The sequence below is a fragment of the Pseudomonas sp. 43(2021) genome (genome assembly GCF_017490805.1).
In the GTDB taxonomy this organism is placed as follows: Bacteria; Pseudomonadota; Gammaproteobacteria; order Pseudomonadales; family Pseudomonadaceae; genus Aquipseudomonas.
Genome location: NZ_JAFGYJ010000024.1, coordinates 1 through 14,256, shown reverse-complemented (window position 1 = coordinate 14,256; position 14,256 = coordinate 1). Strand labels below are relative to the sequence as shown.

Annotated in this window: 15 protein-coding genes; 2 read left to right on the top strand and 13 right to left on the bottom strand. The window is 63.1% G+C overall.

All coding sequences use genetic code 11. The annotated features are described in order from the left end of the window. Positions 1–9: 9 nt before the first annotated feature. Genes J5M71_RS19820 through J5M71_RS19805 form a run of 4 tightly spaced genes read right to left on the bottom strand, consistent with a single transcriptional unit; the run spans position 10 to position 1,682 of the window. Complete coding sequence (locus J5M71_RS19820) at positions 10–399, bottom strand: type IV pilin protein (RefSeq protein ID WP_207835480.1); 390 nt, start codon at positions 397–399, stop codon at positions 10–12. A 1-nt stretch (position 400) separates the two neighbouring features. After that, complete coding sequence (locus tag J5M71_RS19815; RefSeq protein ID WP_207835478.1) at positions 401–865, bottom strand: hypothetical protein; 465 nt, start codon at positions 863–865, stop codon at positions 401–403. Then, positions 862–1,503: a pilus assembly protein PilW gene (locus tag J5M71_RS19810; protein ID WP_207835476.1), complete on the bottom strand. Its 642-nt coding sequence runs from the start codon at positions 1,501–1,503 to the stop codon at positions 862–864. The genes J5M71_RS19815 and J5M71_RS19810 overlap by 4 nt, the downstream gene beginning before the upstream one ends. Next, the gene (locus tag J5M71_RS19805; protein ID WP_207835474.1) at positions 1,500–1,682 is read right to left on the bottom strand and encodes a prepilin-type N-terminal cleavage/methylation domain-containing protein; all 183 of its coding nucleotides are present in this window, start codon (positions 1,680–1,682) and stop codon (positions 1,500–1,502) included. The genes J5M71_RS19810 and J5M71_RS19805 overlap by 4 nt, the downstream gene beginning before the upstream one ends. A gap of 109 nt (positions 1,683–1,791) precedes the next feature. On the opposite strand from J5M71_RS19805, the gene J5M71_RS19800 reads away from it, so the two are divergent. Then, on the top strand, positions 1,792–2,283 hold the full coding sequence (locus J5M71_RS19800) for a GspH/FimT family pseudopilin (RefSeq protein ID WP_207835472.1): 492 nt from the start codon (positions 1,792–1,794) through the stop codon (positions 2,281–2,283). Positions 2,284–2,363: 80 nt separating this feature from the next. Here J5M71_RS19800 and ispH read toward each other — a convergent pair whose 3' ends face one another. The 6 genes from ispH to murJ form a co-directional block, all read right to left on the bottom strand. After that, on the bottom strand, positions 2,364–3,311 hold the full coding sequence (gene ispH / locus J5M71_RS19795; protein WP_087503395.1) for a 4-hydroxy-3-methylbut-2-enyl diphosphate reductase: 948 nt from the start codon (positions 3,309–3,311) through the stop codon (positions 2,364–2,366). Between the two features lie 14 nt (positions 3,312–3,325). Continuing rightward, the gene (gene fkpB / locus J5M71_RS19790) at positions 3,326–3,763 is read right to left on the bottom strand and encodes an FKBP-type peptidyl-prolyl cis-trans isomerase (protein WP_207835462.1); all 438 of its coding nucleotides are present in this window, start codon (positions 3,761–3,763) and stop codon (positions 3,326–3,328) included. Then, complete coding sequence (lspA, locus tag J5M71_RS19785; protein WP_207835451.1) at positions 3,756–4,271, bottom strand: signal peptidase II; 516 nt, start codon at positions 4,269–4,271, stop codon at positions 3,756–3,758. The genes fkpB and lspA overlap by 8 nt, the downstream gene beginning before the upstream one ends. Next, entirely contained in the window at positions 4,264–7,095 is a 2,832-nt protein-coding gene (gene ileS, locus J5M71_RS19780) for an isoleucine--tRNA ligase (RefSeq protein WP_207835448.1), read from the bottom strand. The genes lspA and ileS overlap by 8 nt, the downstream gene beginning before the upstream one ends. Beyond that, the gene (gene ribF, locus J5M71_RS19775; protein ID WP_207835440.1) at positions 7,092–8,042 is read right to left on the bottom strand and encodes a bifunctional riboflavin kinase/FAD synthetase; all 951 of its coding nucleotides are present in this window, start codon (positions 8,040–8,042) and stop codon (positions 7,092–7,094) included. Before ribF ends, ileS begins: the two co-directional genes overlap by 4 nt. Before the next feature lie 118 nt (positions 8,043–8,160). Further along, positions 8,161–9,699: a murein biosynthesis integral membrane protein MurJ gene (gene murJ, locus J5M71_RS19770; protein ID WP_207835438.1), complete on the bottom strand. Its 1,539-nt coding sequence runs from the start codon at positions 9,697–9,699 to the stop codon at positions 8,161–8,163. Between the two features lie 250 nt (positions 9,700–9,949). On the opposite strand from murJ, the gene rpsT reads away from it, so the two are divergent. After that, complete coding sequence (gene rpsT, locus J5M71_RS19765) at positions 9,950–10,228, top strand: 30S ribosomal protein S20 (protein ID WP_003247625.1); 279 nt, start codon at positions 9,950–9,952, stop codon at positions 10,226–10,228. A 174-nt stretch (positions 10,229–10,402) separates the two neighbouring features. Here the strand turns inward: rpsT and J5M71_RS19760 are convergent, their stop codons facing one another. The 3 genes from J5M71_RS19760 to J5M71_RS19750 are packed head-to-tail and all read right to left on the bottom strand — an operon-like array spanning position 10,403 to position 13,965. Beyond that, positions 10,403–12,703, bottom strand: a complete 2,301-nt coding sequence (locus J5M71_RS19760; RefSeq protein ID WP_207835435.1) for an MlaD family protein — start codon at positions 12,701–12,703, stop codon at positions 10,403–10,405. After that, positions 12,696–13,319 (bottom strand): paraquat-inducible protein A, encoded by a 624-nt coding sequence (locus tag J5M71_RS19755; protein WP_015268842.1) that lies wholly within the window; start codon positions 13,317–13,319, stop codon positions 12,696–12,698. Before J5M71_RS19755 ends, J5M71_RS19760 begins: the two co-directional genes overlap by 8 nt. Continuing rightward, on the bottom strand, positions 13,306–13,965 hold the full coding sequence (locus tag J5M71_RS19750) for a paraquat-inducible protein A (protein WP_207835425.1): 660 nt from the start codon (positions 13,963–13,965) through the stop codon (positions 13,306–13,308). Before J5M71_RS19750 ends, J5M71_RS19755 begins: the two co-directional genes overlap by 14 nt. Positions 13,966–14,256: the final 291 nt, after the last annotated feature.

The window sequence follows — 14,256 nt, the reverse complement described above, 5'->3', positions numbered from 1 at the left end:
ATTCAACCTTCAGCTTCCCCAGCAGTGCTCGCTGCCGGCAACGGCCCCCGGATTGCGCTGCACGCCGGCCTGGTCGAGCTGGAAATCGCCACAGCGGTCCTGCGCCATCAGCCCGCTCGGCAGCCGCCGGGCGCGCAGCGTGAAGGTGTCGCTGTCGCGCCGGGCCTGCAGGCTGTAATAGCGGGTACCGTCGGGCAAGGCCGGGTCGCCCTCGGCGTATTGGCCAGTGCGCAGGCGGTGGCGCTCCAGGCGCAGGGCGGCATCATGCAGCAGGCCAACCACTTCGCTGCGCGCGGCTCGCCGTAGCTGGTCGCTGTAACTGGGGTAGGCAATGGCTGCCAGAATGCCGGTCACGGCCAGCACAATCAACAACTCGATCAGGCTCAAGCCTTGCTGCATGTCAGTCTCCTCGCAATCTTTGCCGCCAGGTGATGCGCCGGGTTGTGTCGCCGGCCACGGCGTAGACGGCTTCCAGTACATGGCGTGACTGGGTTTGCCGGCTGACGGCAGTTATCCGGAACAGGGTGACCTGCTGCCCTTCCGGCATGTGTGCGGCGCGAGTACTGGGTCCCAGGTTCTGTATATGGAAGTAACCGGATGCCGTGTGCTGCCACTGCCCCGGCAGATCATGCGGCCGGGTTGGCGGAAGGCAAGCTGTGCATGGATCAGGGGGTGCCCGCTCAAGCTCGCTCGCCCCTGCCTGCAAGGTGGCCTCAGCCTCTTCAAATGCCAGCAGGCCATCGCGCATGTCGCCGGCCATGCGTGTCTCAACCACGGCTTCGCGCAGGGCCGAGGCCGTCAGCACACCTAGCAGCAGGCTCAACACCAGCGCCAACAGCAACACGACACCGCGTTGACGCTTCATCGCCCCGGTACCGGGTTGCGCAACGCCACACTCAGTGCATGACGTTGTTCGATCCTGAGCGTGGGCTCGTATAACGTCAGGGCGATATCCACTCGCTCTCCCTGCGACGTTTGCACACGTTCGAAACGCGCCGCTCGCACATTCTCCACCAACGGCTGAAAGCTTGTTCCTCGCTTGAACTTCAGCACATTGCCCTGAAGCTGATAAACGTACTTGCTGATGGGGTACGCCAACGGGTATCGCTCATCGCGCTCTGCTTGCACGACCACCTTCTCGATACAGTCCGTCTGCAAAAGCCAGTCACTCTTGCCAGCCTGTCCCGGCAACTCCGCCACCACCAGGCTCAGGGTGCTGGTATCAACTTCCAGCGGGCGGGCGAATGCCTGCTGTGCGCTCGCGGCCTTGAAGTCACCTGGCGCGATCCGCAGGCAACCAAACATCCCCGCCATGCGGATATCCTGCGCCATGCGCAGCAATGCCAGCCGCGCCTCATCCTGCATGCGCACTGCCGTACGTTGCAGGCGCCAAGCCTGGTGAGCAGAGGCAAAGAGCTGGCTGGCCGCCGCCAGCAACATCACGCCGATGGACAGCGCCAGCGTCAGCTCGAGCAAGCCGAAACCACCCTGGAGGCGCCTCACCGCCTGCTCCGTTCACGCTCACTGTGCGCTGCCAACGCCGCCTGCCCTTCGCGGTGTGCGCTGTCGGTAGCCTGCAATGCCTGCAGTTGCAGCCCTGCCGCTGCAAACCCGCCCACGGCCACGACCACCATTGCCAACAGCACCTCCAGCAGCGTCATGCCCCATTGCCTTGCGCGCATCACTGCACCTCCTGCGACTTTTCCCGCAATTGCATTGAACCCGGGCGACTGGACCGCTGGTCCAACGACCGTGAAGCTACAGCCAAGCACTTCCAGGGAGGAATGCACGGTGAAGCAACGAGGTGTAACACTGATTCAAATGTTGTCGGCCTTGGCGGTGGCCATGTTGCTGACGCAGCTCGGCATGCCGGCCTATGCCAGGTTGAGCGATGACCTGCACAGGGCGGCGGCCGCCCGTGACCTGGCGCAGGCGCTGCGCAGTGCGCGCAGCCATGCCGTGCTGCAAAGCCAGCCGGTACTGGTGCAGGCATTGGACGGTAATTGGGGGAATGGTTGGCGGGTGGTGCTGGAGCATAACCAGCAGGTGCTGCGCGAGCAGCGTCTTTCACGGCCGCTGAAGATCACGAGTAATCGCGGTGTGCAGCTGAAATTCAGTGCGCAAGGGGTGCCGCTGGGGAAAAACCAAAATTGGCTTGCTTCAACGATGGAGGTTTGCGAGCGCTTGACTGCAACCAGCCAGTATCAAGTGGTGATGGCATCCACTGGCAGGGTCAGGGTACTCACGGGAGAGCCAAAAAACTCCCAATGCACTTCCAGCTAGCATGCGCGGTCGCTGTGGGAGCGGCCCCTTCGCGACACAAGGCCGCTCCCACATAAAACAGCCCCCAGGTGCGGGCCGTGTCAGATCAGCGACCGAACCCGCAGCTCTTTGGGCATGGAGAAGGTGATGTTCTCTTCCCGCCCATCCAGCTCTTCAGCGCCGCTGGCGCCCCAGGCCTTGAGCTGCTCGATCACGCCACGCACCAGCACTTCGGGGGCCGAAGCACCGGCGGTGATGCCGATCCGCGCCGCCTGGTCGAACCAGCCACGTTGCAGGTCTTCGGCACCGTCGATCAGGTAAGCCGGGGTGCCCATGCGCTCGGCCAGCTCGCGCAGGCGGTTGGAGTTGGAGCTGTTCGGGCTGCCGACCACCAGTACCACGTCGCACTCGTCCGCCAGTTGCTTGACCGCGTCCTGGCGGTTCTGGGTGGCGTAGCAGATGTCGTCCTTGCGCGGGCCGCCAATGTTCGGGAAGCGTGCACGCAGGGCGTCGATGACGCGGCTGGTGTCGTCCATCGACAGCGTGGTCTGGGTGACGAATGCCAGGTGGTCCGGGTCTTTCACCTGCAGGTTGGCAACATCCTCCTCGTCTTCGACGAGGTAGATGGCGCCGCCGTTGCTGGCGTCATACTGGCCCATGGTGCCTTCGACTTCCGGGTGCCCCTCGTGGCCGATGAGGATGCACTCACGGCCGTCGCGGCTGTATTTGGCCACTTCGATGTGCACCTTGGTCACCAGCGGGCAGGTGGCATCGAACACTTTCAGGCCACGGCCAGCGGCTTCCTGGCGCACGGCCTGGGAAACGCCGTGGGCACTGAAAATGACGATGACATCGTCCGGCACCTGGTCCAGCTCTTCGACGAAGATGGCACCACGGTTGCGCAGGTCTTCCACCACGAACTTGTTGTGCACCACTTCGTGACGCACATAGATCGGCGGGCCGAAGACTTCCAGCGCGCGGTTGACGATCTCGATCGCCCGGTCGACCCCCGCGCAGAAGCCGCGAGGGTTGGCGAGTTTGATTTGCATGCTCGGCTCCAGGCTTACAGGGCCTTCACCTCGAGGATCTCCACCTCGAAGGTCAGGGTCTTGCCAGCCAGTGGGTGATTGAAGTCGATGGTCACCTGGTCGTCATCGAACGCTTTGACCACACCCGGCAGCTCGGTGTTGGCGGCGTCGTTGAAGATGATCAACAGCCCTTCGGACAACTCCATGCCCTGGAACTGGGACCGCGGCATGACTTGCACGTTCTGCGGGTTGGGCTGGCCGAAGGCGTTCTCCGGGGCCACCACGACGGTGCGCTTGTCACCGCCCTTGAAGCCGAACAGGGCGTTCTCGAAACCTGGCAGCAGGTTGCCATCGCCGACCTTGAAGGTGGCTGGGGCCTTGTCGAACGTGCTGTCGACGGTGTCGCCGTTTTCCAGGTGCAGCGCGAAGTGCAGGGTGACTTCGGTGTTCTGGCCGATACGGGTGTCAGTCATGGACCTGATCCTCGGACTTCTTGCTCTTGAACATATCCAGCGCCAGCATCACCGCACCAACGGTGATGGCGCTGTCGGCCAGGTTGAAGGCCGGGAAGTAATGGCGGTTCTGCCAGTGCACCAGGATGAAGTCGACCACATGGCCAAGCACGACGCGGTCGTACAGGTTGCCGATCGCGCCACCCAGCACCAGCGCCAGCGCCACGGCCAGCCAGGTTTCGTTGCGCCCCAGGCGCTTGAGCCACACCACCAGCACGGCACTGACCACCACGGCGATCAGGGCAAACAGCCAGCGCTGCCAGCCGGAGCTTTCCGCCAGGAAGCTGAAGGCCGCGCCCGTGTTGTAGGCCAGGGTCCAGCTGAAGTAGTCAGGGATCACGACAATCTGCTGGTACATGGTCAGGGCGTTGTTGAAATACAGCTTGGTGGCCTGGTCGAGGACCAGTACCACCAGGCTCAGCCAAAGCCATGCAAGGCGCCCGAAGCGCCCCGCTGCAGGGTTAGGCATAGTGGCGCACCTCGCCGGAACCGCTCAGGTTGTCGACACAACGACCGCAGATTTCCGGGTGCTCCGGGTGGCTGCCGACGTCGGCGCGGAAGTGCCAGCAGCGGCCGCACTTGGCGTGACCGGACTTGACCACTTGCAGCTTGAGGCCTTCGACTTCGGTGGCCACGGCTTCGGCCGGTGCCTGTGCGAATGGCACTACGCTGGCGGCCGAGGTGATCAGCACGAAACGCAGTTCGTCGCCCAGCTTGCCCAGGTCGGCGCTCAGGCCTTCGTCGGCGTACAGGGTGACTTCGGCCTGCAGGTTGCCGCCGATGACCTTGGCGGTACGCTGGTTTTCCAGCTCCTTGTTGACCGCGGCTTTGACGGCCATCACGCGGTCCCAGTAGGCGCGGTCCAGCTCGGTACCTTCCGGCAGCTCGGTCAGGCCCTGGTACCAGCCGTTGAGCATCACCGACTCGTTGCGCTCGCCCGGCAGGTACTGCCAGATTTCATCGGCGGTGAACGCCAGAATCGGCGCGATCCAGCGCACCAGTGCCTCGCTGATGTGGTACAGCGCGGTCTGGCAGGAACGGCGGGCGACACTGTTGGCGCCGGTGGTGTACTGGCGGTCCTTGATGATGTCGAGGTAGAAGCCACCCAGCTCCTGCACGCAGAAGTTGTGGATCTTCGAGTAGACGTTCCAGAAGCGGTATTCGCCGTAGTGCTCTTCCAGCTCGCGCTGCAGCAGCAGGGTACGGTCCACCGCCCAGCGGTCCAGGGCGATCATCTCTTCCGGCTTGAGCAGGTCGCTGGCCGGGTTGAAGCCGGACAGGTTGGAGAGCAGGAAGCGCGCGGTGTTGCGGATACGGCGGTAGGCATCGGCGCTGCGCTGCAGGATCTGCTCGGAAACGGCCATTTCACCGGAGTAGTCGGTGGCGGCTACCCACAGGCGCAGGATGTCGGCACCCAGGGTGTTGTTGACCTTTTCCGGCTCGATGGTGTTACCCAGCGACTTGGACATCTTGCGGCCGTTCTCGTCCACGGTGAAGCCGTGGGTCAGCAGCTCGCGGTACGGCGCGTGGCCGTCGATGGCGCAACCGGTCAGCAAGGACGAGTGGAACCAGCCGCGGTGCTGGTCGGAACCTTCCAGGTACAGGTCGGCACGCGGGCCGGTGGCGTGGCCGATGTCGTGCGAACCACGCAGCACGTGCCAGTGGGTGGTACCCGAGTCGAACCACACGTCCAGGGTGTCGGTGATCTTGTCGTACTGCTCGGCTTCAGCGCCCAGCAGTTCGGCGGCGTCCAGCTTGAACCAGGCCTCGATGCCTTCCTGTTCGACGCGCTTGGCCACGGCTTCCATCAGTTCGACGGTGCGCGGGTGCAGCTCGCCGGTCTGCTTGTGCAGGAAGAACGGGATCGGCACGCCCCAGTTGCGCTGACGCGAGATGCACCAGTCCGGGCGGTTGGCGATCATCGAATGCAGGCGCGCCTGGCCCCAGGCCGGGACGAACTTGGTGTCCTCGATGGCTTTCAGCGCGCGCTCACGCAGCGGCTCGCCAGTGGTCGGCTGCTTGTCCATGCCCACGAACCACTGCGCGGTAGCGCGGTAGATCAGCGGGGTCTTGTGGCGCCAGCAGTGCATGTAGCTGTGGCTGATGGTTTCGGTGTGCATCAGCGCGCCGACTTCGCTCAGCTTCTCGACGATGGCCGGGTTGGCCTTCCAGATGAACTGGCCGCCGAAGAAGGGCAGCGACTCGACATACACGCCGTTGCTCTGCACCGGGGTGAGGATCTCGTCGTTGACCATGCCGTAGCGCTTGCAGGTGACGAAGTCGTCTTCACCGTAGGCTGGCGAGGAGTGCACCACGCCGGTACCGGCGCCCAGTTCGACGTAGTCGGCCAGGTAGACTGGCGACAGGCGGTCGTAGAACGGGTGGCGGAAGTTGATCAGTTCCAGCGCCGAGCCCTGGGCGGTTGCGACGACCGAGCCTTCCAGGCTGTAGCGCTTGAGGCACGACTCGACCAGCTCTTCGGCCAGTACCAGCAGGCGCTCGCCGGTGTCGACCAGGGCGTACTTGAACTCCGGGTGGATGTTCAGCGCCTGGTTGGCCGGGATGGTCCACGGGGTGGTGGTCCAGATCACGATGGCGGCCGGCTTGGCCAGCGAAGCCAGGCCGAAGGCTGCGGCCAGCTTGGCCTCATCGGCAACCGGGAAGGCAACGTCGATGGTCTGCGATTTCTTGTCGGCGTACTCGACTTCGGCCTCGGCCAGGGCCGAACCGCAATCGAAGCACCAGTTCACCGGCTTCAGGCCCTTGAACACGAAGCCTTGCTTGACCATTTCGGCCAGGGCGCGGATTTCGCCGGCCTCGTTGGCGAAGTTCATGGTCTTGTACGGGTTGTCCCAGTCACCCAGCACGCCCAGGCGGATGAACTCGGTCTTCTGCCCTTCGATCTGCTCGGCGGCGTACTCGCGGCACAGCTCGCGGGTGCGGTCGGCGGACAGGTGCTTGCCGTGGGTGACCTCGACCTTGTGCTCGATCGGCAGGCCATGGCAGTCCCAGCCCGGCACATACGGTGCATCGAAGCCGGCCAGGGTCTTGGAACGGACGATCATGTCCTTGAGGATCTTGTTCAGCGCATGACCGATATGAATCTTGCCGTTGGCATAGGGCGGGCCGTCGTGCAGGACGAACTTGGGACGATCCTTGCCAATTTCGCGCAGCTTCTGGTACAGGCCAATGCTGTCCCAGCGCTGCAGGATCTGCGGTTCGCGCTGAGGCAGGCCGGCCTTCATGGGGAAGGCGGTGTCCGGAAGGTTAAGCGTGGCTTTGTAGTCGGTCATTTCAGGCTCTTCGTTAGCGGTTGAGCGTGCCAATGTGCACGTGCGGCGGCGATATCCGCATCGATCGCCGACTTCAGCGCCTCCAGGGAGGCGAATCGCTGCTCTTCACGCAGCTTGTGGTGGAACTCCACCGTCAGGCGCCGGCCATACAGGTCGCCGGCATAGTCCAGCAGATGAATTTCCAGGTGCGGGCGCCCGTCACCGGTCACGGTGGGACGCACGCCGATATTGCCGACACCCGGCCAGGCCTTGCCGTCGATTTCGATGCTGGCAAGGTAGACCCCGGACAGCGGCACGCGGCGGCGCTTGAGCTGGATGTTGGCGGTAGGTGTGCCGAGCTGGCGGGCCAGCTTCTGGCCATGCAGCACGCGGCCGGTGATGCGGTACGGGCGGCCCAACAGGTGCTCGGCCAGCTCGAAGTTGCCTTCGGACAGGGCCTTGCGCACTTCGGTGCTGCTGACCCGCAGGCCATCCTGGATCACCGTGTTGGCGGCCTCGACGGTGAAACCGTACTGCTCGCCGGCGCCAACCAGGAAGGCGAAGTCGCCGGCGCGGTCGCAGCCGAAGCGAAAGTCATCGCCCACTTCGAGGTGGCGTACACCCAGGCCGTCGACCAGGATGGCCTTGACGAAGGCGTCGGCGCTGAGTTTGCTCAGGCGCTGGTTGAATGCCAGGCACAGTACCCGGTCGATGCCTTCGGCCGCCAGCAGCTCGATCTTGTCGCGCAGGCGGGCCAGGCGGGCCGGTGCGGTGTCGGGGGCGAAGTACTCGCGTGGTTGCGGTTCGAAGATCACCACGCAGGTCGGCAGGCCCAAGGCCTGGCCGCGCTCGCGCAGGCGCGCCAGGATCGCCTGGTGGCCGCGGTGAACCCCGTCGAAGTTGCCAATGGTGGCGACACAGCCCCGGTGCTCGGGGCGCAGGTTGTGAAGACCTCGAACCAGCTGCATAACGCGCTTCTTGCTCATAAAGTGGCCGATTATAACCACACCCGGGCGCCGGTGACAGGCAGCAGCGCCCAAGGGCGGCGTGGAATGCGAAAAACCGACGCCTGACCCGCCCGATGCCTCAGTGCAAGGCCTTGCGGGCGAAATGCCGGGGCCGGAAGCCGCACAGGTACAGGCAGCCGAAATAGGTCACGACGCCCGCCAGCACCAGAGCCCCCAGACGCACCAGGCGCTCGAGCATGTTGCCCTGCTCCCAGGCCGGCAGGAAATGCATGCCGGCCAGCAATACCGCCGACATCAGCCCCACCGCCAGCACCAGCTTGAGCAGGAACATCGCCCAGCCTGGCTGCGGCTGGAACAGCTGCTGGCTGCGCAGCTTCCAGAACAGCAGGCCGGCGTTCAGGCAGGCCCCCAGGCTGATCGCCAGGGCCAGGCCGGCATGCGCGAGCGGACCGATCAGGGCCAGGTTGAACAGTTGGGTGCAGACCAGGGTGAATACCGCGATCTTCACCGGTGTACGGATATTCTGCTGCGCATAGAAGCCGGGTGCCAGTACCTTGACCAGAATGATCGCCAGCAAGCCCACGGAATAGGCGATCAGCGCCCGCTGGGTCATGGCTGCGTCGACGGCGGTGAACTTGCCGTACTGGAACAGCGCCACGGTCAATGGCTCGGCGAGGATGGCCAGGGCCAGGGTGCAGGGCAGCACCAGCAGGAAGCACAGGCGCAGGCCCCAGTCGAGGATCCGCGAGTATTCTTCGCGGTCCTTGTTGGCGTAGGTCTTGGCCAGGGTCGGCAGCAGTATGGTACCCAAGGCAACGCCCAGCACGCCGGAAGGCAGCTCCATGAGGCGGTCGGCGTAGTACATCCACGACACCGAGCCAGCCACCAGGAAGGAGGCAAAGATGGTGTTGATGATCAGCGAGATCTGGCTCACCGACACCCCGAGGATCGCCGGCAACATCTGCTTGAGTACCCGCCACACGCCGGCATCGCGCAGGTTCAGGCGTGGCAGCACGAGCATGCCGATCTTCTTCAACGCTGGCAGCTGGTACAGCAACTGCGCCAGGCCACCGGCCAGCACGCCCCAGGCCAGGGCCATGATCGGCGGGTCGAAATACGGCGTGAGCAGCACGGCGAAGGCGATCATCGCCACGTTCAGCAGGGTCGGAGTAAAGGCCGGCACCGAGAAACGGTTCCAGGTATTGAGGATCGCCCCGGCCAGGGAGGACAGCGAGATCAGCAATATATAAGGAAAAGTCACCCGCAACAGGGCGGTGGTCAGCTCGTATTTTTCGGCGCTGTCGACAAAGCCCGGCGCGGTCGCCCACACCACCCACGGCGCCGCCAGGATGCCAACGGCGGTCACCAGCGCCAGAGCCAGGGTCAGCAGACCGCTGACATAGGCAACGAAGGTGCGGGTCGCCTCCTCGCCTTGCTGGGTCTTGTATTCGGCCAGGATCGGCACGAAGGCCTGGGAAAAAGCGCCCTCGGCAAAGATGCGCCGCAGCAGGTTGGGCAGCTTGAAGGCAATGAAGAAGGCATCGGTGGCGATGCCGGCGCCGAAAACACGCGCCAGGATGGTGTCGCGGACAAAGCCCAGCACCCGCGAAATCATGGTGATCGAGCTTACCGCAGCCAGGGATTTGAGCAGGTTCATCGAAAAGATTCACGCCAAGGGCAGAGGACGCTGCCAGACAGCATCCGAATGTGCGATACTCCCGCGCCTTCGCAGGGGAGCCAAAAATTCCCGAGTTTACAGGTCGCGCAGCAGAAAGGAATATTTCCCTCTTGTTGGCGCACCGCTCGGCGGAACCTTGCAGGTGGCCTTGACATCCGTTCGACTGATCGGCATGATTCGCGGCCTATTTTGTTTGCTATTTACCTAAAGTCTTTCGAGGAGCTCGACGGTGGCCAACACACCTTCCGCCAAGAAACGTGCAAAACAGGCTGAGAAGCGTCGCAGCCACAACGCCAGCCTGCGTTCCATGGTCCGCACCTACATCAAGAATGTAGTCAAAGCCATCGACGCAAAAGACGCCGAAAAAGCGCAAGCCGCTTACGTTCTGGCTGTGCCTGTAATCGACCGTATGGCCGACAAGGGCATCATCCACAAGAACAAGGCTGCTCGTCACAAAGGCCGTCTGAATGGCCACATCAAGGCGCTGAAAGAAGCTGCAGCTGCCTAAGCGACGCGCTAGTCGAAAAGCCGACCCTAGGGTCGGCTTTTTGTTGCCTGCGATTTGTGTTTGCGCCCCCTCGGTGGGGGCGGCCTTCTGTGGGAGCGGCCTTGCGACCCTTTCGCGACACAAGGCCGCTCCCACACAAAAAAGCAGGGCCATGTTTGGTAGCCCTGCCCTATGTTACTTGGCAATCTGAATCTTCGGCGCCCACTGCAGCCATTCATCCTCGGCCTTGTCGAACAAGGCAAAGGTCTGCTGCGGCCGTGCCGGGTTGCCCATCTGCTCGCCATCCGGCGTGGCGAAGGCGATACCGCCGTCGATCAGGGTCTCCACCGACTCGGTACGCACCGTAGCCCCCTTGAACAGTCCCCAGTCGAAACCAAAGCCGCTGCTGTTCCAGAAGCGGCTGCCGCTGCGCACCAAGGCTGCGTAGCGCGGCTCGATCAGGATATGGATCAGCACACGGTCAGCGCTCTGGCCCAACTCGAAGCCCGTCACCTTGCCCACCGCAACCTCACGGTAGGTCACCGGCACACCCGGCTTGATCGAGCCACGGCGCGGGGCGCTTAGCGTCAACGGCAGGCCGACTTCCGGCCCGGCCACCTGCGGGGCGTCGGCCAAGGCGATGAAATCGCGCTGCGGGCCGCGGTCCTTGGCTGCCGGCTGCACTTCCAGGTACTGCCCACCCACCAGGGTATCGAGGTTCTGCGTGCGCACCAGGCCAAAGGCTGGCTTGACCACCCAGAACTGCGTACCGACGCGGGCGATACGGTCCGCCGCTTCGGTAATGCGCGCCCGCAGCAGCACCGCCTGCAGGTCGTCGGTCAGGTCGACGCTCTCGATGCTGCCCACATCCAGGCCACGGAAGCGAATCGCCGTGCCCGGCTTGAGGCCATCGGCCCGGTCCACACGAATGGTGATCAACGTCCCTGCACGGTTGGCCGCCTCCTGGCTGTCATGCAGGCGGAAGCGTGGAATGTGGCGTTTGAGCTGCACATCGGGCCGCGGCGTGTCGAATGCGATACCACCTGCCATCAAGGTCTGCAGTGATTCACTCTTGATCTTGATGCCCGACAGGCCGCCCGTCAGGGTGATACCACTGACGTTCCAGAAGCGCGACGAACCATTGACCAGTTTTTCGTATTCCTTCTCGATATGCACACCGATCAGGATGCGGTTGCTGTGGCGGGCGAACTGGTAACTCTGCACGCTACCCACCTTCACCTGGCGGTACATCACCGGGCTACCGACCTCCAGCGAGCCCAGGGTGTCGGCGAACAACACCATGTGCAGGCCCGGTGCCTTGAGGTCGAGCGGTGGCGCCTTGGCGCGGGCCTCGAACTCACGCTCGGGCCGCGCCCCCTTCTCACCGGGGCGAATGGCGATGTAGTTACCTTTGACCAGCGCTTCCAGGCCGGTGATACCCGCCAGGGAAATAGACGGCTTGACCACCCAGAACTGCGTGCCCTCGACCAGATAGTCCTCGGCCAACGGGTCCAGCGTCAGCTCGGCCGATGCACTGGCCAGGTTGTCAGCCATCGTCAGGGCTTTCAGCGAGCCCACCTGGATACCCTTGTACATGACTGGTGTACGGCCGGCCTGCAGGCCCTCGTAGTCGCTCAGCTTCACCTTTACCCGAATACCGGCCTGGGCCGCATCGAAGTCCTCATACAGACGGAACGGCAGGTTCGAGTCGGTGGGTGGGCTGTCCTTGCGGTGCTCCGGCGTGGCAAAGGCGATACCACCGGCGACAATGCTCGACAGCGACTCGCTACGCACTTTCACGCCCGAAAGCGAGGCATCGATGCTGACGCCGCTGGCGTTCCAGAAACGCGTGTGCTTGCGCACCAGGCTGGCATAGGCCGGCTCGATGAAGACTTTGATCTCGACGGTGCTCTGGTCCTCGGACAGGCGGTAGCTTTTAACCCGGCCAACCTGGATCTGCTTGTAGAACACGGGGCTGTCACGGTTGAGCGAGCCCAGCCGCTCGGCTTTGAGGGTCAGGTGCAGGCCCGGCTCGGTGTCCGACAGCGGCGGCGCCACTTTCAAGGCGGTAAAGCGCTTGGTGCGCTCCCCTTCCCCCGGGCTGACGGCGATGTAGTTGCCTGACACCAGTGTCTCAAGGCCGGAAATACCCGCCAGGCTGACGCTCGGCTTCACCAGCCAGAAACGCGTACCTTTGGTCAGATGAGGCTCGGCAGCCTTGTTCATCTCGATGGTGGCGATCACCCCCTGGTTCTCACCCTTGGCGTCGAGCACCAGGCTTACGACCTTGCCAACCGGCATGCCCTTGTAGATAACCTCGGTCTTGTTGGCGACGATACCCTCGCCCGACTCGAAGCGGACTTCAATTTCCACACCGGCATCACGGTAAGCCTGCCACGCAAGCCAGCCACCAATCATCAAGGCGATCAAAGGCAGGATCCAGATGGCCGACCAGTTCGAGGCTGGGCGGGTTTTAGCCGTTGGCAGGTCACTCATGGTCGTCATCCGACTCCGTGTTATCCCAAATCAGTCGGGGATCGAAAGTTAAAGCGGCAAGCATTGTCAGGATCACCACAGTTGCAAAGGCGACAGCGCCCAGATTGGCTTCGACACTGGCTATTCGGCCGAAATTCACCACCGCCACCAGAATGGCAATGACGAAGATATCGAGCATGGACCAGCGCCCAATGAATTCGATGAAGCGGTACATCAATATCCGTTGGCGCGCCGAAAGCGGTTGCCGACGCTGAACGGAGTACAACAGCAAGCCAATGCCCACCAGCTTGAACGTGGGCACCAGGATACTGGCAATGAACACCACGGCAGCAATCGGCACCATGCCATGCTTGAGCAAGGTGATGACGCCGGACATGATCGTGTCGGGGCTGCCTTGGCCCAGGGTGCTCACGGTCATGATCGGCAGCATGTTGGCCGGGATGTACAGGATCGAAGCGGCGATCAGCAGCGCCCAGGTACGCGCGATGCTGTTCGGCCGACGGGCATGCACGATGGCGCCGCAGCGTGTACAGGTTTGTGAAGTGCTGTCTGGCTGTTGCCTGTTCAGCTCGTGACATTCATTGCAGACAAGAATGCCTGCATCAATCGCCCGCATGCAGGTCCTCCCCTGATAGCGCACTCCAGATCTGGTGCGGTGACATCACCACTTCGAGCCACACCTGGATCAATAACAGGCTGATGAAGCAGAACAGCCCCAGGCCCACGGTCAGTTCGGCCAGGTCCACCAGTTTGACGATGGCCACCAGCACGCCCATGAAATAGACCTCGAGCATGCCCCAGTCACGCAAGTGGTGATAGATGCGGTAGAACAGCAGGCCAAAGTTACGCCCCACGTTCAGGCGGATGCTCAATAGAACGAACAACTGGCAGAGCAGTTTTGCCAGGGGTATGGCCATGCTGCAGAGGAAGACCACCACGGCCACACCGCGCATTTCCGAGTTGTACAGGCCCAGCACGCCACTCCAGACGGTATCGTCCGATGTCTGGCCAAGCAGGTGCAGCTGCATGATTGGCAGAAAATTGGCTGGCACAAACAGCAGCAAGGCGGTGAGTACCAAGGCCAGGCTGCGATTGACCACATTGTGCCGATGGGCGTAGAGCTCGTAGCCGCAGCGCGGGCATTGGGCCTTCTCATCATGCTGGAGCACGGGCTTGCGCAGCAGCAGGTCGCATTCATGGCAAGCGACAAGCTCGTCCAGCGGCAACTGGGCCAGGGTTTCAGGTTCGACAGGATTGGGCATATAGCGCTTCTGGGTAGGTGCGTGGGCCTATTCTAGTGTTCTGGCTCGAATTGTGGGAGTTGTGGAGGTTGTGGGCGAGCACGCGAAACTGGCGACGCGGTGGATGGCACCGGCTTTGCCGGTGTTCGTGGGTGAACCCGCTCCCACAGGGGGCGCGTATGCCGGGGAGTTTTTGCGCCACAAAGACAAAACCCCTACCTGCAGGCGCAGATAGGGGTTTTGCGAAATGAATCTTGACGATGACCTACTCTCACATGGGGAAACCCCACACTACCATCGGCGATGCATCGT